This window comes from Trebonia kvetii, assembly GCF_007827045.1.
In the GTDB taxonomy this organism is placed as follows: domain Bacteria; phylum Actinomycetota; class Actinomycetes; order Streptosporangiales; family Streptosporangiaceae; genus Trebonia; species Trebonia kvetii.
Window position 1 is genome coordinate 704,255 of record NZ_RPFW01000002.1, and the last position, 20,373, is coordinate 724,627.

The window sequence follows — 20,373 nt, forward strand, 5'->3', positions numbered from 1 at the left end:
AGCCAAGCACACGCGGGCCAACCGGCCGAGATGGTTAGCTGTGGCGGAACTCCACCGGGGCAGGATTCACCCTCACGCGGTCTGTTGCCAGGCGGCCTGAAGCGCGACGAGAGCGGCGTGGAATCCAGGGAACGTCTTCTTGACGCATTCCGGATCGTCCAGGCTGATGCCGGCCGTAACCAGGCCGGCGATACTGAAGGCCATCGCGATGCGATGATCGCCGTGGCAGGCGATGTGCGCTGGACGAGGCTGGCCCGGGCGGATCTCGATCCAGTCGCGGCCTACCTGGACTGGAACGCCCATGGCGCGGAGGTTTTCTGCACACGCTTCGAGCCGGTCGCATTCCTTGACCCGAGTGTTGTAGACGTCCTCGATGCGGACCGGGCCGCTGACGAAGGGTGCGATCGCAGCGAGCGTGGGCATGGTGTCCGAGATATCGCGCATGTTGACGGTGACGCCGCGCAGGCCTGCGCTTGCGGGACCGGTGACGGTCACGGACTCCGGGGTGATCGTAACGTCGGCTCCCATTCGGGAAAGTACTTGAGCGAATTGGAGATCGCCCTGGAGGGAGTGCGACCCGAGTCCGGGGATGGTGATACTACGGCCGGTGAGCGCAGCCGCGGCCAGGAAGTAACTCGCTGTCGAGGCGTCGGGCTCGATCAGGTAGTCGGCCGCGGTGTAGGGCCGGGAGGGCACGAGGTAGGTGTCGCCGTCGCGCTCGACGCCGACCCCAAAGCGCTCCATCATCGCCATGGTGATCTCCACGTACGGCACCGAGACGAGGTCGGTGACGGTGATGGCAAGCCCTTCGGCGGTGAGCGGGCCGACGAGCAGCAGCGCGCTGAGAAACTGGGAGGATAGGCCGGCGTCCAGCGTGATGTGCCCGCCCTTGATCCCGTCGGCACGGATGGTCAACGGGTGGTGGCCTTCTTCGATCTCGTGGACGAGGTCGACGCCCATGCTGCGCAGCGCCTGAGTCAGGGGACCAAGGGGACGGCGGCGCATCTGGCTGGACGCGTCGAAGTGGAACTCGCCGTGGCCCGCTGCGCTCAGTGTGGGCAGGAACCTGGAGGTAGTCGCGCCATCGCGGCAGAACACGTGAGCCTGCGTGACGGCCGGTCCCTGTGGGCGTCCCTCGACCCGCCACTGTCCCGGTGTCCGATCCAGCCTGTAGCCGAGTGCGGCGAGGCCCTCGACGAAGGCGGCTGTGTCATCGGAGTCCAGCGGCTTGCGCAGCACCGTGGTGCCACGGGCCGCAGCCGCAAGAAACAACGCGCGGGCAGTGATGGACTTGGATCCCGGGACTTCGAAGACCGTCATGACGCCGAGCCTAACTGCTGTCAGTCGCAATGCCGTGATGGTTAGCTGTGGCGGAACTCCACCACCTGGCTCTTCAACATGACTGGCCAGCGCCTCGGATCTGGGTGCAAGTGCCGGAGTTACGAGCTTGCCCAGGCGGCGGAGATTGCCTTCTCAAAGGCCGAGCACCGCAGGCCACCCTCCGGTCCGCCCGGTGGGCTGATCACATAGCCCGCGTAGCAGCGGATCGTGTACTGCCCGTTCCCCTGCCGGTAGGTTACTTGCTGGCCGATCGCGTACCCTCCTGCGCGGGTCTTGGCCGAGACGTCAAGGACGACCTCGTAGGCGTCATGCGTCGTGATGCCGGCATTCGGCGGATCCGGGCGGATCACCGCGCCGGGAACGCTCTGCCGTCGCGCCCATGCGGCCGGGTCCGAGCCCAGGCTGATTACCGGCCACCCGTCGACCAGGGTGAGCTGGTGCTGTTCACGCTCCGCCTCGTAGACGACCGCCTTGTGCAGGACAAGGTTGTGCGCGTCGATCAGGGATACCGACTCGACGACGACCGGCGACGTAGAGGCGTTGTAATACCAGACAAGGGCGAACCCGACCGGCGAGTCCCACCCGGGTATGTCGTCGGACGGATAGCTGCTAGGCGCCGGTACGCAGGCTTGCACGGCTTCGTTGTTTTGCGTTACCAGCGGGCCGCCCTTGCCGCCGGTCGAGCATGCGGCGGTTAGCAGCGCCGACGCCGCGATCACCACGGCCACCGAGTACTTGATCATCAGCATCATCAGCGCCTTAGCCGCAAGCGAGGCGCTGTCAGACTGATTTATCACCAGAGCTTAGGACGGCACCGGGACCGTACACATGATCCCTGACGACGCGGCACATCACCAGAGCGTTAGCTGTGGCGGAACTCCACCACGTCGCCGATCACTATGTCTGGCGGGGCCGGTGCCTCGCGTTGTCAGCTGAAGCACCGGGATTCCTTAGCGGTCGGCGGCGAGCACCGCAGGTACGCCGTCTCACATGCCGGGCGGTAACTTGCCACAATGACGGATCACTCTGCCCAGTCGGGCTGGCATGGCATCGCCCCCGCTGACAAGCGGAACCATGTCCATCCAGGAGCACGAGACGTGGTACGACGCGCACGCCTAAGGTCATCGAAACAGATGGCGCCGTCACCGGCCAGGAACACGTCACCTGGACGGAGATCGCCCAGGGCAACGGGCGCGTGGCGCATGCCCGCATGGACCAAGAAACCATCCTGGCCTCTGGGCAGGAGGCAAGCTGCCTCGATGATCTGGCAGATGAACAGCTTGACGCCTCGCTGCCCATCCTCGCCAGGCACACCGTCTCTACGCACTGCTGGTTTCTGCTGTGGAATAGCTTCGGTGACCTCAATGAGCACATTTTCGAGCCGCAGCCCAAGGTGCGCCATCCCATGCGGGACTTCTACCTCCTGGGCGGCGCGCTCGACACGTATCGGCACCTTCCGCATGACCCTAACTACTAGTGGCCGGATGATAGGTCGTGGTGCCTGTGCACCGATACCGACTTTCGCTGGGCCTACATCTGCGGGTCTGCTGCCTGCATCAGGGAAGTGCTGTCCGTCCCCGAGCTAGACGCCTACGAGACGAACCCTGATGCCCCAGCACACAGCGGAATGGACACCGTCAACGACCCTCATGGAACTGTTCCCAGGATGCCGTGATGGTTAGCTGTGGCGGAACTCAACCTAGATCCGCATGTTGATAGCCAAGCTGCTGGCACCTTGTCAGGAGGGTCCGCAGGGCTTGAGTACGATGCGGCTCATGACCGGGAAACCGGCCGAGACACTGCTTGAGCTGATGTACCAAATCGAGTACTTCACCCTTGGCCGGGCCTGGGCGGCCCTGACCGATGATGAGTTCTTCTGGGAGCCATTCACGACGACCTGGAGCATTCGCCGGCGCGTCGAGTGCAGGACATCGAACCCGTTCGGAGCCGGCGAATGGGTGGCTGACTTTGAGATTCCTGAGCCGACTCCGGTCCCGGTGACCACCATCGCCTGGCTGTACTGGCACATAGGGTCGATGCCAGGCCGCCTGTGCGACATCGACCTCCTGCGCGGGATGCGCACCATGGCCAGCGGCTTGACATCCCCCTACCTGACTCATCACCCGATCTTCAGCAGCGCTGCCGAGGCCGTCAGCGCGTTGCGCGACGGCTGGCGCAGGCTCCGCGGTGCGATCGAGCGGGCCGACGACGACCAGCTCGAAGTGACGACCGCCGGGTACACGTACGCCGTGGAACCGCCGAGAGGCGGCCTGTGTGTTGTCGGTCCGCCGGGTCCCGCGCAGCCGGCCACGCACTTCATCGCCGGCACACTCAATGAGGTGGGTCACCACGGTACCCAGATCGGTGCCCTGCGCGATGCCTGCGCGTGGCGGCGATCGACCGCCGCCGCCGACACGGCGACTTGACACGATCACCGACGCAATCGTTCGGCATGCTGCCCGGCCGAGCGTCACCGGTCTCCGGGCTGGCCCGCGAGCAGGTCTCTCGCGCGCAGGGCAAGCCACCACTGCGCGATGTGGTCGGTCCTGGTGACTCCCCGGCCGGTGAGCTGCTCGATCTTCCGCAGCCGGTAGCCGAGGGTCTGCCGGTGGATGTGCAGTTCCGCCGCGGCGTCCCGCCATGAGCGGTCGGTCCGCAGGAACGTCTGCAAGGTGGCGACGTAGTCGGTGCTGTGCCCGGCATCGTGCCTGATCAGCGGGGCCAGGATCCTGGACACCAGGACCCGCGCCTCGGCCGGGGTACGGGGCGGCAAGGTCATCGACTCGTCCCCGTAGTTGGCCGCCCGCTGGCCGCTTGCGCTGGCGACCGCAAGGGCCCAGCGGGCCTCCTGCGCCGCGTCCGCCACCCGGCTCGGGGACGTGATCCGGTCGCTCACCCCGAGCCGGGCCGTGCCGCCACCGGGGCTTGGCCAGATCTCGGCGGCGACGGCCGTGTCCAGGGCCGTGGCCGGCAGCAGAAAGTACACGGTGTGGTCCCGGTGGAGCAGGGCGTGGGGCACGCGGGCCGCGGCGAGGCGGCGGTGCGCCGCTGTCCCGTCCCCGGCGGCGCTAGCGGCGATGAGTACGCACTTGGCCAGGTCCAGCCCAAGCTCGGCCAGCTGGAGCTGCGCCGCATGCGAGTCGATGCGCCGGTCGAGCAGCCGTGTCAGCGTGTTCGAGCCTAGCCGCCGCATCCGTTCCTGTGACTCCATGAGCCTGGCCAGCTCTAGGGCACCGCCTACCGCGACGTGGTGCAGCAGGACCATGCTCGGGAGCTGGCCGTCGGTGAACTCGACGACGAGCGCGGTTGGGTGCTCGCCTGGCATCGCGACCGCGACGGCGGCGACCGCCCCCGGCTCAGCGTGCGGCGGCCGCAGCGTGAGCATCGCAGGAAGCGTATTGCCGTGAGTCCCGTAGCCGGCGGCCAGCTCGGCAGCGTAGCGGCATTCCCCTTCGCCGAACAGCGAGTGCCCGGTCGCTGGGTCCACGACCGACAGCCGCACGCCAAGCTCCTCACCGAGCTTGCGGAAGAGTTCCTGCCCTGAACTGCCGGCCGCAGCGGACGTGCGGAGCAGTTCGTACAGCCGGGACACCCGCCACAACTGCCTGGACTCCTCGCGCGAGTTCGCGTCGGCGACCGCGCGGACGATGGCCGTGAACGGGGTGCTCAGCGGTACGGTCAGCAGCGGCAGCGCGAGCTCGTCGGCGCGGCGCCTCGCGCCGGCGAGCAGCGAAGGGCCGGACAGGCCCAGTCCGATCCCCAGGCCACTCGCATCGCACTCACTGAGCCGTTCCACGAACTGCACCTGCTCAGCCTCCTCCGCGGGCAGGCCGACCGTGTTGGTGAGCAGCAGTTCCCCCGCACCGTGCCACTTCCATGGCTCCGGCAGGTCAGAGGTGTGCACCCAGCTCACCTCGTTATCGAGCCCAGCCTCACCGGCCACCACCGTGAACCGCAGGTGCGGCAGCCGAATGAGGTCACGAACGGTTATTGCCATGGCCGTTCACACATACGAAACAATTCCAGGCCAGGGCGTTTTCCTCATACTTCAGTATGAATCATGCACGCGGTCTTTGCCTCTAGTCGCATTCACCTCGTTCACCGCCACGTTGATCCTTTCCCTAGCGAAAGGAAACGAACGCGTGCCTGACACGGACATGACAAGCAGCGCAACTCCCGCAGTGCCAGTCACCTGGCCCGCGGGGATCCAGGCCGCCGCGTGCCTGACCTTCGACATCGACGCCGAGTCGGCGGTGCTCACCGCCGACCTGTCATCCGTCAGCCGGATGTCCCCGATGAGCCACCAGTCCTACGGCCCGCTGGTCGGGGTGCCACGCATCCTCGGGCTGCTCGAACGGCACGACGTGAAGGCGACGTTCTTCGTCCCCGGCTACACCGCGCACCGGTACCCGTCGGTGGTCCGCGCCATCGCCGGCGCTGGCCACGAGATAGCCCACCACAGCTACTTCCACGAGAACACGATCGGGATGGACGCGAAGACTGAGGCAGCGATGCTCGACCTCGGCCTCAAGGCCCTGTGGGACGTGGCGGGGGTGCGTCCGGTTGGCTACCGGGCGCCGATGTGGGAGATGAACTACCACACGCCCGCGCTGCTTGCCGAGCGCGGCTTCCTGTACGACTCGAGCTTGATGGACGCCGACCATCCGTACCCGCTGTCCGTCGGCGACGGGCAGGTGCTCGCCGAGGTGCCGGTCTCGTGGGGCCTGGACGACTGGGAGCAGTACGCCTTCCTGCCCGGCCTGATCGGCTCCGGGGTGATCGAGAGCCCGGCCAAGGCGCTCGAGATGTGGACGCTGGAACTACAGGCGCTGCATCGTCTCGGGGCCGTCTTCACGCTGTGCTGTCATCCCTTCCTGACGGGCCGGCCGTCCCGGGCCGAGGCCCTCAGCACCCTGATCGAGCGGATGAAGGCACTTCCCGGCCTGTGGATCGCAACGGTTGGCGAGGTCGCCGCGCACACGATGTCGCTGGGGTTGTCGCCCAGGGCCTGCCCGCAGCCGCAATTTCCACATGACGCCTACTGGGTGACAACCAAGGAGCGCACGCCGTGACCGAAACAACTGTCCCCCTTGACGACAGCCCGCTGACCCGTCAGCCAGTTAAGGAATTCGGCCTGCGGTCCGCGTTCGCGCTGTCCTTCGCTGACCTGTCGCCGATCGTTGGCATCTACACCGTGTTCGCCATCGGCATCGTCGCCGCCGGCCCGGCCTTCCTCTGGGCGTTCCCGCTGGTCCTGGTCGGCCAGCTGTTCGTCTGCGGTGTCTTCGGCAACCTGGCGTCGCGGTGGCCGCTGCAGGGCAGCGTGTACGCGTGGTCAAGGGAGCTGATCGGCCGCCGCTTCGGCTGGCTGACCGGTTGGGCGTACATGTGGGGCCTGACCCTCGCGATCGTCGTCCTGGCGCTCGCCGCGTCCCCGTACCTGCTGGGCGCCTTCGGCGACAACGCGCCCGCCCAGCTGACGACGGAACTGGTCGCCGTGGGCTTCCTGGTCTGCGGCACCGCGGTGAACCTGCTCGGCGGCCGGACTCTCAAGACCTTGATCTACGTCGCCCTGGCCTGCGAGTTGGTCGCCTCGATCGGCATCGGCATCGCGCTGCTCATCTTCGACCGGGTGAACTCACTGTCGGTGATCTTCAACGGTGGCGGGACCGCGCACGGCGCCCACTGGCTGATCGGCCCGTTCCTGCTGCCGGTCGCGTACATCGCCTACTCGTTCATCGGCTTCGAGGCGTCGGCGTCGGTCGGCGAGGAAGTTCACGACGCCAACCGCGCCCTGCCCAAGGCGGTCATGTATGCCCTGGCGTTCGGCGGCGTGCTGGTCATCCTGGCGGCCGCCGGCCTGGTGCTGGCCATACCCGACATGCCGGCGGTGCTGTCGGGCAAGGACACCAACCCGATCGCGACCACCCTCGAGCACAGCTTTGGCTCGGCGGCCGGCCGTGTCACGCTCGTCATGCTCGTGGTGGGCTTCACCTCAAGCATGATCGCGGTGCAAACCGCGGTCAGCCGCGCCATCTGGGCGAGCGCCCGCGACAAGGCGCTTCCCGGGGGCGCGCTGCTCGGCAAGCTCTCCGGCCGGGAGGGCATGCCTAGGTACGCGATCGGCCTGACCTTCGTCGTGGCGTGCGTGCTGGTGTTCTTCGGCACGACCAAGGTGTTCGCGCTGCTGGTGTCGTTCGCCTCGTTCGGCTTCATCCTCTCCTACTACATGCCGATCGTCGGCCTCGCCTACCGCCGGCTGCGCCGGAGCATCGACCTGTCCGGCACGTGGGGCGAGCGGTGGATCGGGATCATGACCGGCGTGGCCGTCGTCTGGCTCACCGCGGAAATCGTCAATCTCGTGTGGCCCCGGGCCGTCTACAGCGACTGGTACCTGAACTGGGGCGTCCTGATCATGACTGGCGTGCTCGGGATCATCGGCGGGCTGCTCTGCTGGCGGGTGTTCCCTGGCGGTGCCCCGGTGACCTCGGGGACGGGGGCGCCTGCCGCCGAGGTCACCGCTGCGGAGGATGCGGCGTGACGGACGTCCCCGTCGCGGTCATCACCGGGGCCGCCAGTGGCATCGGCGCCGCCTGCGCGTGGATGCTGCGGGCCGCAGGGTGGCGGACGGCCGGCCTCGACCTGAACGAGTCCGACACCGACTTGTCCGTGCGCCTGGACGTGACCGACACTGGCCTGGTCCGGGCAGCGGTGGACGGCGCGGCGCACCGGTTCGGCCAACTGGACCTCATGGTCACCGCGGCGGGCTACTACGAGGAGGGCATCGACGTTGCCGCGATCACCCGCGCGCAGTGGGACCGGATGCTCACCGTCATCCTCGGCGGCACTGTGAACGCGTTCAAGGCCGCCTTGCCGCACCTGCTGCGGCGCGGCTCCGGCGGGCTGATCGCCATCTCCTCGGAGCTGGCGCTGGCCGGCAGTGCGACCGACCTGCATTACGTCGCCGCCAAGGGCGCGGTGCTTGGCCTGGTGAAGTCCCTGGCCCTGGAGGTCGCCCACACCGGCATCCGGGTGAACGCCGTCGCGCCGGGCCCGACGGACACCCCGCTGCTCGCGCAGGACTCGCTGTGGCGCGAGCCCGGGTACCTGGCAACCCTGCCGCTGCGCCGCCTGGTGACACCGCAGGAGGTCGCAAGCACCGTCTGCTACCTGGCCACGGAAGGATCCATGTACTGCGGCGAAGTGCTCTCGCCCAACGCGGGGGCGGTGATCTGAGCATGGGCGACTCAATGGTCGCGCTGGTCACCGGGGCGGCCGGCGGCGTCGGCAGCGTGGCCGCGCGGCGCCTGGCGGCCGATGGCCACCGGGTCGCGGTCAATGACATCGCCGGCGAAGGGCGGCTGCGCGAGCTCGCCGAGCAGGTCGGCGGCGTCGCGGTGCCTGGCGACATCGCCGACCCGGACGCCACCACCGCGATGGTGGCTAAGGTAGCCAAGGCGCTCGGGCCCGTGCAGGTCCTGGTGGCGAACGCCGCCGCCATGGCGATGAGCCCCTTCCTTGACGCCGACCCGGCGCAGTGGTGGCGGCAGGTCGAGGTGAACCTGTCCGGGCACTTCCGGCTCATCCAGGCGGTGGTTCCTGGCATGCGCGCCCTCGGGCACGGCCGCATCATCGTCATCGCCTCCGGCTGGGGGGTGATCGGTCACCAGAACGCCACCGCCTACGCGGCGTCCAAGGCCGGGCTCATCGCGCTGACCAAGGGACTTGGCCGCGAGCTCGGACCAGACGGCATCCTGGCCAACGCGCTCGCCCCCGCGTTCATCGACACCGAGCAACTGCTGGTGGACGCCAAGGACGCGGGCATCTCGCTTGAGGAGATGCGCCAGCGCTATCGTGACCTGGTCCCCGTTGGCAGGCTCGCGACGACCGACGACATCGCCGCCGCCATCTCTTTCCTGGCGGGCCCCGGGTCCACCGGGTTCGTCGGGCAGGTGCTGCAGCCCACCGGCGGAGTAACGAGAACCCGTGCCTGACGACAATCCGGCAGCGCTTGCCCCTGCTTGCAGCGCCTGCTGTCGTTCGGGATCAAAAGGGGGTTACCGGTCATGACTGATAGCAGCACTCCTGTCAGCAGTACCACCGTGATCGGGCCGGTCGACGGCCGGGTCATGCCGCGCTTCGCCGGTGCCGCGACCTTCGCCCGACTGCCCGAGATCGACCGGGTCAGCGACTATGACGTCGCCGTGCTCGGGATCCCCTTCGACAGCGGCACCTCCTACCGGCCAGGCGCGCGGTTCGGGCCGACCGCCGTCCGCCAGGCGTCCCGGCACCTGCGGCCAGGCCACCATGTGGAGCTGGACTGTGAGCCGCTGACCGCGATCCAGGTGGCCGACGCCGGGGATGTCCCGGTCAGCCCCTTCTCCATCGACTCCGCGATCGCGCAGATCGGCTCGCACGCCAGCGATCTCATGCGCGGCGGGCGCACGGTGGTCGCGATCGGCGGCGATCACACGGTGGCATTGCCCATGCTCCGCTCGGTCGTCCGGGAGCACGGCCCCGTCGCGCTCGTCCACTTCGACGCGCACCTCGACACGTGGGACACCTACTTCGACGCGCCCGTCACGCACGGCACGATCTTTCGCCGGGCCTTCGAGGAGAACCTGCTCGTGGAGGATCACTCCATCCACGTCGGGATCCGCGGCCCCGTCTACGGCCACGCGGATCTTGCCGACGACAGGCGGTTCGGGTTCCGCACCATACGGGCCAGCGACATCGACGACCTGGGCATCGCAGGCACCATCGAGGCGATCACCGAGCGCACCGGAGACCTGGCCGTATACCTGTCGGTCGACATCGACGTGCTCGACCCGTCCTTCGCGCCTGGCACCGGCACCCCGGAAGTCGGCGGGCTGACCAGCCGGGAGCTGCTTCGCGTGCTACGCGGCCTGACCGGCCTGCACATCGTCGGCGCCGATGTGGTGGAGGTCGCCCCGGCCTACGACCACGCGGAGGTGACGGCACTCGCCGCCGCGACGGTGATCTTCGACATGATCACCCTGCTCGCCCGCGCCAGGAACAGGTAGCGGGGGGCATCGGCGCAGTCACAGTTGGCGAGGAGGGCGGCCAGTGAAATACAGGTCTATCCTGGCGGAGCCGGGCCACTGGAGTCGCGCACGACCAGTTCTGTGGCCAGCTCAACGTGCAGTGCGTCGAGCCGCTGGCGCTCCATGAGCCGGATAAGAAGACCGACGGCGATGCGGCCCATCTCCTGCAGTGGCTGACGCACGGTTGTGAGCTGGGGACGGCTGGCCTGAGCGAGGTCGATGTCGTCGAAGCCGGTGATGGAGAGCTCTTCTGGTACGCGCAATCCGCGCTGGGCGGCCGCGGCCAGCGCACCAATGGCGACCTTGTCGTTGAAGCCAGCCAGCGCGGTTGGCCGCTGCGGCAGGTCAAGCAGTTCGCCGGCCGCGTGGTAGCCGAACTGCGTGGTTGCCTCGCCGCTACGCACCAGCTCCGGGTCCGGCAGCACACCGGCATCTGCCAGCGCCGACCTGTGTCCGGCGAGGCGCGCTTCGCTCGCTAGCCAGTTGTGCGGGCCGGCGATCACGCCGATGCGCCGGTGTCCCAGGCCGACCAGGTGCCTGGTGATGCTGCGGGCCCCGGCTAGGTGCGCCGCCGACACGGCCGCGATGTCTCGGGGCATCGGGGCGCGTGGATCCACCACCACAAACGGGAAGCCGCGCGCCCGCAGATCCAGGAGCTGCTCGCTGGGTTCCGGCGGCAACACGATGATGGCCCCGTCTATGCCGGGGCGGGATGCGAGTGCGGGCAGGATCGCCGCCTGCTGTGCGGCTTCTCCGGCGTTTAGCACCACGGGCCTGCCGTGCAGCTCCAGCGTCTCGGCGATCGACGAAACGATGAGCCCGAAGTAGTCGGTCAGCAGATACGGGCAGCGCAGGTAGACGGAGCCCTGCGCCATGTGAGCCGGGAACGTCCCCGGGCCGGGCGCCCGGGTGCTGAGCCGCTCGACGGCCCGCTCAACTAGGTCGCGCGTGTGCGGGGCTACGTGGGCCTGGTTATTGAGGACTCGCGAGACGGTGGCAATGGATACGCCCGTCTCCGCGGCGAGGTCCCGGACAGTAACGCGCTGGCTGCGCGGGCTACTCATTTGTTACACAGTTTTGTTTCATCATGCGCAGCATAACTGTCCGGCCTGATCGCCGCCAAGCCGCGTATTCGCTTATTGACAGCCCTATTTCCGGCTGCTTTCATCATCGTATCGCAAATGTTCCAATCTGTTACATGATGTTTCATGACAGGAGGACGACGATGTCCCGCAGCGAAGGCATGACAGCATCGCTGGGCGCGGCGGCGCTCCTCGCCGCGGGGGCAATTGCCGGGCTGAGTCCAGGCGCCGCACACGCCGCGTCCGGGCCGGCGGTTTCGGTCTGGGAGACCACTGCCAACCAGAGCCAGCTCCTGGCGCCGCAGGCGGGTGCGGCGTTCAACGCCGGCAACGGGTCCGCGAGCCAGACAATCACGGTTAACCCGGCGACTACCTACCGGTCCGTGACCGGATTCGGCGCGTCGTTTACCGACTCCTCGGCCTGGCTGATCGCCAACTCCCCGCTGCGCAGCCAGATCATGACGAAGCTGTTCAGTCCCACGAGCGGCATCGGCCTGGACTTCCTGCGACAGCCGATCGGGGCGTCGGACTTCTCGCAGTCGCTGTTCAGCTATGACGACCTGCCGTCCGGCCAGACCGATCCCACGCTGGCGAAGTTCTCCACCGCGCACGACAACGCTTACATCCTGCCGGTGCTCAAGCAGGCGCTGAGCCTCAACCCGGACATCACCATCATGGCCACGCCATGGAGCCCGCCGGGATGGATGAAGTCGAGCGGCTCGATGATCGGCGGGTCCCTCAACAGCGCCGACTACCAGGTGTTCGCCGACTATCTCGCCAAGTTCATCCAGGCCTATGACGCCGCGGGCGTGCCGATCTCACTGATCACCGCACAGAACGCCGACACGTCCAGCGCGCACACCTTCAACGTCGACGAGAACGGGCAGTACTTCACCTACACCCTGCCCGCCCGGGCCGTGGCCACGTTCATCTGGACCCCGGGCACCACCAGCACCGGCGGCGGTATCAGCTCGAGCACATGGTACGAGGTCGTCAACACAAACAGCGGCGACTGCGTGGACGACACCAACGGCAGCACTTCCAACGGCACCGCCGTGCAGCAGTGGGCCTGCTCTGCCGGCAGTACCAACCAGGAGTGGCAGTTCCAGCCCACCAGCGGCGGCTACTACCAGGTCGTCACCCGCAACGCGCCCAGTGAGGCATGGGACGTCACCGGCGGCCCGTCCGCCACCGGCAACGGCACCCCGATCCAGCTGTGGAGCACTACCGGCGGCACCAACCAGCAGTGGCTGCCGACGCTGCAATCCGACGGCAGTTATACCTTCACCGCCCGCAACAGCGGCAACGAATGCCTGGACGTCACCAACCGCTCGACCGGCAACGGCACGCAACTACAGCAGTGGGCCTGCACCGCGGCTGATACAGCCCAGACATTCCGGCTCGTTCCAGAATCCTGACGCATGCGCTGAGCGCAGCGCGGAAGTTCCCCGCTAGCGCTAGCGCTCAGCCATCCCCTAGCCATCAGGCTGACATCGATGAACGGAGGCTCGAATCTCATGCGGGAACAAGTTGGACCTCTCCGGCGACCCGGGCTATGCCGGCTGTTCACGCCGCGCTCGGCAAGCCTACTCGCGGCCGGCGTAACCGTCGCCGCGCTCGGCGCGGCCGGACTGAACGCGACTGCTACGGCCGCCCCGGCGCCACCGGCGGCTTCGGCCCACGTCTGGATCACCACCGCGGACGGCGCTGACAAGCTGAGCGATCTCGGCACGGTCGGCTTCTCCACGGCTCCGAGCAGCGCCCCGACGGTGGTGGTCGATCCCACCCTGACCTACCAGACGATGCAGGGATTCGGCGGTGCCATCACCGATTCGTCCGCCCGCGTGGATGAAGACCACAGGCACTCTGATCGGCGGCCGGCTGATCGATGATCCCCGCGTCTACCGCTCCTACGCCCTTTACCTGCTGAAGTTCATCGAGGCCTACCGGGCCAACGGAGTCACCGTCAACGCGATCACGGTGCAGAACGAGCCGCAGAACCGCGCCCCCTCCGGTTATCCGGGAACGGACATGCCTTCCTGGCAAGAGGCCGCGGTCATCGAGGACCTGGGCCCGATGCTCCAGGCTGCCCACCTGGGGACCGAGATTTTCGCCTACGACCACAACTGGCAGGAGCACCCCAACGACATCGCCTCCACCCCTCCGGACGAGGCTGGCGACATCAATGACTACCCGCAACAGGTTCTTGCCACCCCGGCGGCCAGATGGATATCCGGTGTCGCGTTCCACTGCTACTACGGCGACGCCAGCGCAATGACGGCGTTTCACAACGAGTACCCGAAGCTGCAGATCTTCATGGACGAGTGCTCGGGCAGCCAGTCCGCCGATCCTGCGGACACCTTCTCCGACACGCTCAAGTGGCATTCCAGGAACCTGGAGATCGGCTCCACCCGCAACTGGTCGGGCACCGTGATCAACTGGAACCTGCACCGGAATCGTTACCGTCGGCCCGAGAGATACGGTCACTCCTGACGCCGAGTACTACGCGCTGGGGCAGCTGTCCAGGTTCGTCCAGCCAGGCGCCGTGCGCATCGCCAGCACCTCGTTCGGCACCACCGGATGGAATGGCGAGGTTATGGACGTCGCGTTCCGGAACCCAGATGGCTCGACCGTGCTGGTCGCGCACAACGAGAACGACAACGCGCAGGCGTTTGCCGTCCAGGAAGGCCAGCAGCGGTTTACCTACACGCTGCCTGGTGACTCGCTGGCCACCTTCGTCTGGAAAGGCGATCTCGGGCAGCATTCGCTCCTGAGGCAGGTCAACCCCGCAGGCTGGACCGCTACCGCCAGCCCCAGTGGGCCTGCCGACCTGTGCTGCTCGGGTGACGTCGCGGCCAACGCCGTCGACGGCGACGCCAGCACCCGCTACTCAACCGGTGAAGGCCAGGCGCCCGGCCAGTACCTGCAGGTCGACTTCGGCACCGCCATCCGCGCCCGGCAAGTCGTCTTCGACACCGGTGTGTCCACCGGCGACTACCCGCGCAGCTATGCCGTGCAAACCAGCACCAAGGCGGCGGTCTGGAATACCGTCCTGCCTAATGGACAAGGAGCCGGCCAGTTCACCACCATTGACTTGCCGGGCAACGCTATCCAATACGTTCGCATAACCCTCACTGCGGCGGACCCCAACAACTGGTGGAGCGTCGCTGACGTCCGTGCCTACGTTGGCGGCGATTCCAGGAGCTGACAGCGAGTAGTGACGCAGGTGCTGGGCACGTTCGCTCACGCCGCGACGCTGACACTCCGGCAGTGCCAGACCTTCACCGGTCAGGCGAGGGCTAGGCCGAGGGCTACTGCGTAGCGGTGGCCCAGGGCCTCGCCGCCTCGGGTGGCACCGAGGTTGCCCCGGCCGACCGTGAACGCGACGGGCAGGGAGCGGGTGAGGACGCCGACGAGCTCGTTGTCGGCGGCCGGGCCGCCGACCAGCAGGAGCTGGGCCGGGCTACCCAGCGCGAGCCGCGTGCCGGGCTCGCCAAGCGCGGTCAGTGCACGCTGCAGGCTGGCGGCCAGTACGGCCTGCTTGAGGCGGAGGCGGATCGCGCGCCACTCCGACGGAGTGTGCTGCCGGCCGGAGCGGCCCGCGAACGGCACCAGGCCGCCGGGGCCAGGGACCGCGAGCATCCCGGCGGCGGCCGCGGGCGCGGGGGCGTCCAGGAAGCCCCGGCCGCCGTCCTCGGCCTCATACCGCTGGCCGCCGTCGAGCCGGACACACGGGCCGCGCTTGATCCAGTCGGCCGCCGCGCGCGGAACGCCGAGGGCTTCGGCAACCGCGAGCGTGAGCAGTTCCCCGGCCCCGGCCACGACCGCCTCGCGGCCGTCGGCCGCGATCGCGTCGATGGTGCCAGAACCGATGTCGGCGACCACCGCGCCGGGCAGCATGCCGGGTGTTGTGGCCGTGCCCAGCCGGGCGGCGGCCGGCTCGGTCAGTGGAGAGGCGACCGGAATGCCGAGCAGGGTTGCCAGCTCTGTCGCGGCCGCCCCCGCGTCGGGCGGCTGCCGGTGCAGGGTGGCGACGAGGAACGCGCGGCCCAGGCTCCCCCGCCTGGCGGTTGCGGCGTCCCAGACGGCTGCCAGGTCGACGGTGAAGACGTCGCCGGCGTCCGTGTCACGCCGCGGCGACGGGTCCGGGGCGGGCGGCGGCGGCGCCGGCGCCGCCGCCGGGGTCAGCCCGACGACCGCGTTGGAGTAGTCGAGCAGGGACCGGCTGATCGTGGCGGCGTCACCAACGTCGCGCTCACGCAGGCCGAACGCCGCGCCAAGCGCGACCGGGTCGGCCAGCGTCGTCAGGGGGTGACCGGGCGAGCGCACCTCGACCGCGAGCAGCGTGCAGGAGGCCGCAGCGGCTGAGTCCACCTGGTCGATGACAGGAACGCGGCCGATCGCGGCCGGCAGCCGGTTGGCGACAAGAACAGCCTCGTCGCTCGCGACGAGCACGGCGCCGACTCGCGTCCCCGCCGCGAGCAGTACGCGGATGCCGGCCGCCGCCTGGTCGAAGCGCGTCTGCGGCGGCACCACCACGACGACCGGGCCGGCGTGATCTGCGGCCGCGGCTGGGTCCCCGAGCAGGAGCGGTACGCCGACGCAGGCGCCGGCGCCGCCAGGCGTGGCGACGCCTGCCCGCAGGACGCGGAGACGGCCCGTCGGCGGCGGCACGTCAGGGACGGTGCGGACGGACGTGTCGACCGGGCGCAGCGACGCGATCCGCGCCTCGTCGACGACCGCGCCCGCCTGGCGGGCGACCCGGCGCGCCACGGCGGCGGCGCCGCGCAGTGAGTCAGCCGACCCCTTACGGCCGCGGGTCGGTGCTCGCCCCGCGCCGAGGATGACGCCGTCGGCCACGATGACGACCTCGGTTGTCGCGTTGCCGACATCGACCCCGGCGATCACCGTCATCGGATGAGCCCGCGACGCGCGTAGACCTCGGCGGCCTCGGCGACCAGCGCGGCGTTGAGTGGTAGCCCGCGGGCAGCCAGTGACCCGGCAAGCGCGGTCAGCTCGGCGCCGGTCGAGCGGCCTGGGCGCAGTGCTTCGTAGATCGCCAGCACTTCCTCATCGGGCAGCGACGTCAGCTCGGCCGCGCGCCGCAAGTTCGCCGCGAGCTGCGGATTGCCGTGCTGCTGCGCGATCACCGCCTGGCGTTCCAGCGTCTCGGGGTGGATCCGCAGGTCCGCGAGGCCGGCCTCACCGGCGCGGACGGCGTCGAGCGTCAGGTCGTCCACCGGCCGTCCGGACAGTGCCCGCGTTTCAGCGTTCACCGCAGCCCCTCCAGCGACAGCTCGACCGGTGCCGCGCCCGGCACCACGCGGGCGCGCTCCAGTTCCATCAGGGCGATCACCGTGGTGTGGTAGCGCGCCTCGATGGCCTCGTCGGAGTACGGGTTGCGGGCCGGGTCGGGGGTGGCGCCCTTGGCGTGCCTGCCGGCATTGGCGCCGAGCAGCCGGTAAAGCTCCAGCGTCACCGACGGCGCGACCGAGTACAGCTCCAGGTTGGCCAGTGGCGCCAGGTCGCGGCGGTGGATCAGCGCGGTGCCCTTGCCCTGCAGGCCGATCGCGATGCCCGACCCGGACAGCCGCGCGGCGGCCAGGCCGATCTGCCCGAGGTCCACCGTGGCGGGGAACCGCACCACCCGGCCAGCGCAGCCTTCCTCCTCCAGGCCTGCCAGCACCTCCCGGAGCACGTCCGCCACGCTCGCGCCCGACAGGCACTGCCAGACGTCCACGCCGAGCGCGGGAGACACGCCGATCACTACGTCGCGGGGGCTGGTCCCTGCGCTGGCCGCCCCGACCGGGCGGAGCAGGCCAGGGATGGCCGCCGCGGACTGGGACCTGCGCAGGTCCTCCACGCCTCGCACCTGACGGATCGCGTCGATCTCGGCCTGCCGCGCTGGCGGCGGAACGTAGCCCGTGCCGGGGCCGGCGTAGTCGTTCGGGTCGGTGACGAGGGAGAGCACCGACAGCTGCTCGTCGAAGATCGCCGACGTCTGCAGGTAATCCCCGGCGAGCCTGGCCCGGACAAAGGCCAGCGTCCGTTCGGCGTATTCCGGATAGCCGCACTCGTCGAGGGCGGTCACGATGTCGACCACCGTCAGCCCGCGATGGCGGATGGCCTGGGCAGCGCCAAGCACGGCAAGCGTGTCGGTCTCCCCGAGGTCCTTCGACCCGGCCGCGTCGGCCGCCAGGTCGACGTGCGAGAAATCGGCGAGGCCGAGGTAGCGGTAGACGTCGGCGCAGACCTGCGCGGCCTCGCGGCGCAGGCCGAGCAGCCGGCCGGGCGCCACGGTCCGCAGGCCGCCGTCCACGCCCCAGTCCCGTTGCATCGCCAGGAAGTCGTCGATGTCCTCGGCGTTGAAGTTGCTCGGGCCGAACATGTTGTCATACCGCTGGATGGATCCGAAGCCGCTGAACACGAAGTCCGATCCGGCCAGGACGATCGGCAGCGTGCGGGACGTGCGGCGCATGTCCGACTCGCTCATCAGCGCGTCGTTGCCGGAACAGGATTCCAGGTTGCGGGCCATCACCATGACGTTCTCTGCCATCAGCTCGCGCAGCCCGGACGGCACGGAGGCGGCGACGGAAGCGCCGTCGATCCCGCCGTTCTGCACGCCCTGCGCGCCGATCGCCCGGGCCAGCGCGACGCAGCGGGACTCCAGGTAGAGCATCGACTTGGCTTCGGCGCCCGCCATCAGGACCTCGGCGCCCGCGCCAGAAGAGACCCGCATTTTCATGCCGCGCGAAGCGTACGCGGAGGTGAGGAACGCCTTGGACCACGGGGTGTCGTCGCCATCGGTGAAGACCTGCTCGGTGCCGTACAGCGAGACGGTCTCCGCGTAGGAGGTCAGGCCGCGCATGCCGAGCTCAAGCTCGGCGGCCTCTTCCACCGAGCACTGGATCAGCACGCCGGGCGCGGCCACGGTCGCGCCGATCAGGCAGGCGACCGCGTTGGAGGGCGCGTCCGCGAGGACCGGCACGGTCGTCTCGACCTCACGGAAGCCGAACGCCGCCGCGGTCGCCGCGTCGGCTGCGAGCAGCAGCGGGTCATCCAGTCGGTTGGTGACGTGCGCCTGGTTGGATGGCGTGCGGCGGGCGCGGAGCTTGGTCATCGCGATCGTCAGCTCGGCCGGCCGTAGCAGCGCAAGCACCCGGGCGAGCTTCGCGGGGGTGGCGCCGGCGGCGAGCCTGATCACCTCGGCGCGCGGCGTACACGTGTCGACGAACAGCCGGGCGAAGTTCGTGTCGGTCAGCGCCATCGTCTCGGCGGCGACGTCCAGGTCGAGGCCGTGCCGGGCGATGTAGGCGTCGATCGAGTCGAAGTCCGCCTCGGTCACGCCGTCCATCTCGACGACCCGGCCGGCGGCGATGACGAGGCTTGGCGGAGGGTCGGCGGGCGCGTCCATGGCGACCAGGCCCAGGGATGCGTCCGGCACGGCGAACCCGTCGAGGTTCACCCGCTGGGCGTCCATGAACCGTTCTCTGCCAGACTTCACAATCAATTTTTCCGAACGGGCCGTTGTTTCACCCGGTGACCGCCCCGGATCTCCCGTGACCGGGCCGGCCATCAGCCGGCCGCCCTACGCAGCTCGACTACCTGCGCCCGGCCTGCGCCGCCGTCACCGGACCTGACCACCAGCCGCGTCCGGTCGCCGCGGAACAGGTCGTGCGCGTACTCAATCGGGTCCCCGTCGGAATCGCTCGCGGTCCTGGTGATCGCGAGCAGCGCGGCGTCCGGCTGCACGTCAAGCACCGCCGCCTCGTCGGCGGACGCGAGGGTCACCTCGATCCGCTCGACCGCGCTCGCTGGCCTGGTGCCGAAGTGCTCCTGCAGAAGCTCGTAGACCGAGCCGCCGAGCGGCAGCTCAAGCAGGCCGGGGAACCGCCGGGCGGGGAACCTGGCGTGCTCAAGGCACAACGGGCTGCCGTCGGCGAGCCGCAGCCGCAGCAGGTCGACCGCGAGCTCGCCTGGCCGCATCCGCAGCGCCTGGGCGGCGTCGTCCTCCGGCTCGGCCAGCCGGGCGCTGAGCACATGTGTGCCTGCGGTCACGCCCTGACTGCGCAGCAGCGCCGGTATCCCCTCGATCCGCGACGACATATCCCGCTCGATCTTGCCCCGACTGACGTACGTACCGCCACCGCGCCCGGGCACCCGCCTGATCATGCCGCCGTCCTCCAGGATGGACAGCGCCTGGCGGAGCAGCGCGCGACTGACTCCGAGCTCGGCCGCCAGCGCGCGCTCCGCGCCGAGCCGCTGCCCCGGCCGGAGCTCGCCGGCGACGATCTGCCTCGCCAGGATGCGCCGGACGTCCTCCGGTGTCGCGAGTTGTGTCATGGAGTCAAGCCCCTCCCGTCAAGAAACGGCCTCGGGTGACTCGGGCAGCATGAATCCCAACTGCCCGGCCTTGCTCGCGCCGTAGTGTGTCCAGCCGGGGTAGCCGGTGATCGGCCCGGTGATCGAGCTCGTCAGGATGACCCGGCCCCGGCCCGAGCGCGCCAGCAGCGGCAGGCAAGCCTGCACGGACAGGATGGTGACCTTGAGGTTGGTGCCGAGCACGTGGTCGATGTCCTCCTCGGTAATGTCCGCCAGCCGCGTGTCGGGGAAGATTCCGGCGTTGGCGCACAGCACGTCGATGCCGCCGAGCCGATCCGCCGCGCATCCGGCGACCAGTTGGCAGTCCGCCTTGCTGGCGACGTCGGCGGCCAGGTAGCTCACCCCCAGCTCTTCGGCCGTGGCCGCGAGGTCCTGCTCCGACCGGCCGGTGATCAGCACCCGGGCGCCGTTGCATGCGAAGACGGCGGCGATGCCCTTGCCGATGCCACGGCTGCCCCCGGTGACGACGACCGCCCGTCCCGCGATGGATGTGAACAAGGAAT

Annotated in this window: 20 protein-coding genes; 11 read left to right on the forward strand and 9 right to left on the reverse strand. The window is 69.1% G+C overall.

The features are described from left to right. Positions 1-72 precede the first annotated feature (72 nt). Positions 73-1,320, reverse strand: coding sequence for a 3-phosphoshikimate 1-carboxyvinyltransferase (gene aroA / locus EAS64_RS11905; RefSeq protein WP_145852983.1), 1,248 nt, complete (start codon positions 1,318-1,320; stop codon positions 73-75). Positions 1,321-1,439: 119 nt separating this feature from the next. Next, a complete protein-coding gene (locus EAS64_RS11910; protein ID WP_145852984.1) occupies positions 1,440-2,138 on the reverse strand; it encodes a hypothetical protein in 699 nt (232 codons plus the stop codon). Positions 2,139-2,551: 413 nt separating this feature from the next. On the opposite strand from EAS64_RS11910, the gene EAS64_RS11915 reads away from it, so the two are divergent. Together EAS64_RS11915 and EAS64_RS11920 are read left to right on the forward strand one after the other, a co-directional pair. Beyond that, the gene (locus EAS64_RS11915) at positions 2,552-2,818 is read left to right on the forward strand and encodes a hypothetical protein (RefSeq protein ID WP_145852985.1); all 267 of its coding nucleotides are present in this window, start codon (positions 2,552-2,554) and stop codon (positions 2,816-2,818) included. Positions 2,819-3,116: 298 nt separating this feature from the next. Further along, positions 3,117-3,767, forward strand: a complete 651-nt coding sequence (locus tag EAS64_RS11920; RefSeq protein ID WP_222849230.1) for a DinB family protein — start codon at positions 3,117-3,119, stop codon at positions 3,765-3,767. 44 nt (positions 3,768-3,811) lie between these two features. Here the strand turns inward: EAS64_RS11920 and EAS64_RS11925 are convergent, their stop codons facing one another. Beyond that, positions 3,812-5,338: a PucR family transcriptional regulator gene (locus EAS64_RS11925; protein WP_145852986.1), complete on the reverse strand. Its 1,527-nt coding sequence runs from the start codon at positions 5,336-5,338 to the stop codon at positions 3,812-3,814. A 145-nt stretch (positions 5,339-5,483) separates the two neighbouring features. On the opposite strand from EAS64_RS11925, the gene EAS64_RS11930 reads away from it, so the two are divergent. From EAS64_RS11930 to speB, 5 genes are all read left to right on the forward strand, one after another. After that, complete coding sequence (locus tag EAS64_RS11930; RefSeq protein ID WP_222849231.1) at positions 5,484-6,413, forward strand: polysaccharide deacetylase family protein; 930 nt, start codon at positions 5,484-5,486, stop codon at positions 6,411-6,413. Continuing rightward, positions 6,410-7,882, forward strand: a complete 1,473-nt coding sequence (locus EAS64_RS11935; protein WP_187365854.1) for an APC family permease — start codon at positions 6,410-6,412, stop codon at positions 7,880-7,882. The genes EAS64_RS11930 and EAS64_RS11935 overlap by 4 nt, the downstream gene beginning before the upstream one ends. Next, the gene (locus tag EAS64_RS11940) at positions 7,879-8,577 is read left to right on the forward strand and encodes an SDR family NAD(P)-dependent oxidoreductase (RefSeq protein WP_145852988.1); all 699 of its coding nucleotides are present in this window, start codon (positions 7,879-7,881) and stop codon (positions 8,575-8,577) included. Before EAS64_RS11935 ends, EAS64_RS11940 begins: the two co-directional genes overlap by 4 nt. Positions 8,578-8,579: 2 nt before the next feature. Next, entirely contained in the window at positions 8,580-9,335 is a 756-nt protein-coding gene (locus EAS64_RS11945) for an SDR family NAD(P)-dependent oxidoreductase (RefSeq protein WP_145852989.1), read from the forward strand. 72 nt (positions 9,336-9,407) lie between these two features. Next, on the forward strand, positions 9,408-10,385 hold the full coding sequence (gene speB, locus EAS64_RS11950; protein WP_145852990.1) for an agmatinase: 978 nt from the start codon (positions 9,408-9,410) through the stop codon (positions 10,383-10,385). Positions 10,386-10,441: 56 nt separating this feature from the next. Here speB and EAS64_RS11955 read toward each other — a convergent pair whose 3' ends face one another. After that, the gene (locus EAS64_RS11955; RefSeq protein ID WP_145852991.1) at positions 10,442-11,470 is read right to left on the reverse strand and encodes a LacI family DNA-binding transcriptional regulator; all 1,029 of its coding nucleotides are present in this window, start codon (positions 11,468-11,470) and stop codon (positions 10,442-10,444) included. Between the two features lie 161 nt (positions 11,471-11,631). Here EAS64_RS11955 and EAS64_RS11960 point away from each other — a divergent pair, with 161 nt between their 5' ends. The 4 genes from EAS64_RS11960 to EAS64_RS44690 all read left to right on the forward strand — a co-directional run bounded on the left by EAS64_RS11960 (position 11,632) and on the right by EAS64_RS44690 (position 14,696). Beyond that, positions 11,632-12,906 carry an RICIN domain-containing protein gene (locus tag EAS64_RS11960; RefSeq protein WP_222849232.1) on the forward strand — a complete coding sequence of 425 codons (1,275 nt, stop codon included), beginning with the start codon at positions 11,632-11,634 and terminating at the stop codon, positions 12,904-12,906. A gap of 99 nt (positions 12,907-13,005) precedes the next feature. Next, positions 13,006-13,380 carry a hypothetical protein gene (locus EAS64_RS44680; RefSeq protein ID WP_222849233.1) on the forward strand — a complete coding sequence of 125 codons (375 nt, stop codon included), beginning with the start codon at positions 13,006-13,008 and terminating at the stop codon, positions 13,378-13,380. After that, positions 13,337-13,981 carry a glycoside hydrolase gene (locus EAS64_RS44685; RefSeq protein ID WP_222849234.1) on the forward strand — a complete coding sequence of 215 codons (645 nt, stop codon included), beginning with the start codon at positions 13,337-13,339 and terminating at the stop codon, positions 13,979-13,981. Before EAS64_RS44680 ends, EAS64_RS44685 begins: the two co-directional genes overlap by 44 nt. A gap of 52 nt (positions 13,982-14,033) precedes the next feature. Beyond that, the gene (locus EAS64_RS44690) at positions 14,034-14,696 is read left to right on the forward strand and encodes a discoidin domain-containing protein (protein ID WP_222849235.1); all 663 of its coding nucleotides are present in this window, start codon (positions 14,034-14,036) and stop codon (positions 14,694-14,696) included. An 80-nt stretch (positions 14,697-14,776) separates the two neighbouring features. Here EAS64_RS44690 and EAS64_RS11970 read toward each other — a convergent pair whose 3' ends face one another. The 5 genes from EAS64_RS11970 to EAS64_RS11990 form a co-directional block, all read right to left on the reverse strand. Further along, complete coding sequence (locus tag EAS64_RS11970) at positions 14,777-16,402, reverse strand: diol dehydratase reactivase ATPase-like domain-containing protein (RefSeq protein ID WP_145852992.1); 1,626 nt, start codon at positions 16,400-16,402, stop codon at positions 14,777-14,779. Continuing rightward, on the reverse strand, positions 16,399-16,764 hold the full coding sequence (locus tag EAS64_RS11975; protein ID WP_222849236.1) for a diol dehydratase small subunit: 366 nt from the start codon (positions 16,762-16,764) through the stop codon (positions 16,399-16,401). The genes EAS64_RS11970 and EAS64_RS11975 overlap by 4 nt, the downstream gene beginning before the upstream one ends. Next, positions 16,761-18,992 carry a propanediol/glycerol family dehydratase large subunit gene (locus EAS64_RS11980; protein WP_222849237.1) on the reverse strand — a complete coding sequence of 744 codons (2,232 nt, stop codon included), beginning with the start codon at positions 18,990-18,992 and terminating at the stop codon, positions 16,761-16,763. Before EAS64_RS11980 ends, EAS64_RS11975 begins: the two co-directional genes overlap by 4 nt. Positions 18,993-19,063: 71 nt before the next feature. Then, positions 19,064-19,831: a GntR family transcriptional regulator gene (locus EAS64_RS11985; protein ID WP_145852994.1), complete on the reverse strand. Its 768-nt coding sequence runs from the start codon at positions 19,829-19,831 to the stop codon at positions 19,064-19,066. 18 nt (positions 19,832-19,849) lie between these two features. Continuing rightward, the gene (locus EAS64_RS11990; protein ID WP_145852995.1) at positions 19,850-20,368 is read right to left on the reverse strand and encodes an SDR family NAD(P)-dependent oxidoreductase; all 519 of its coding nucleotides are present in this window, start codon (positions 20,366-20,368) and stop codon (positions 19,850-19,852) included. Positions 20,369-20,373 lie beyond the last annotated feature (5 nt).

Excerpts from the sequence above, each read along its gene's own strand:
- aroA (WP_145852983.1), bottom strand. The coding sequence starts at position 1,320 with ATGACGGTCTTCGAAGTCCCGGGATCCAAGTCCATCACTGCCCGCGCG.
- EAS64_RS11915 (WP_145852985.1), top strand. The coding sequence starts at position 2,552 with ATGGACCAAGAAACCATCCTGGCCTCTGGGCAGGAGGCAAGCTGCCTC.
- EAS64_RS11920 (WP_222849230.1), top strand. The coding sequence starts at position 3,117 with ATGACCGGGAAACCGGCCGAGACACTGCTTGAGCTGATGTACCAAATC.
- EAS64_RS11925 (WP_145852986.1), bottom strand. The coding sequence starts at position 5,338 with ATGGCAATAACCGTTCGTGACCTCATTCGGCTGCCGCACCTGCGGTTC.
- EAS64_RS11945 (WP_145852989.1), top strand. The coding sequence starts at position 8,580 with ATGGGCGACTCAATGGTCGCGCTGGTCACCGGGGCGGCCGGCGGCGTC.
- speB (WP_145852990.1), top strand. The coding sequence starts at position 9,408 with ATGACTGATAGCAGCACTCCTGTCAGCAGTACCACCGTGATCGGGCCG.
- EAS64_RS11955 (WP_145852991.1), bottom strand. The coding sequence starts at position 11,470 with ATGAGTAGCCCGCGCAGCCAGCGCGTTACTGTCCGGGACCTCGCCGCG.
- EAS64_RS11960 (WP_222849232.1), top strand. The coding sequence starts at position 11,632 with ATGTCCCGCAGCGAAGGCATGACAGCATCGCTGGGCGCGGCGGCGCTC.
- EAS64_RS44680 (WP_222849233.1), top strand. The coding sequence starts at position 13,006 with ATGCGGGAACAAGTTGGACCTCTCCGGCGACCCGGGCTATGCCGGCTG.
- EAS64_RS44685 (WP_222849234.1), top strand. The coding sequence starts at position 13,337 with ATGAAGACCACAGGCACTCTGATCGGCGGCCGGCTGATCGATGATCCC.
- EAS64_RS11970 (WP_145852992.1), bottom strand. The coding sequence starts at position 16,402 with ATGACGGTGATCGCCGGGGTCGATGTCGGCAACGCGACAACCGAGGTC.
- EAS64_RS11985 (WP_145852994.1), bottom strand. The coding sequence starts at position 19,831 with ATGACACAACTCGCGACACCGGAGGACGTCCGGCGCATCCTGGCGAGG.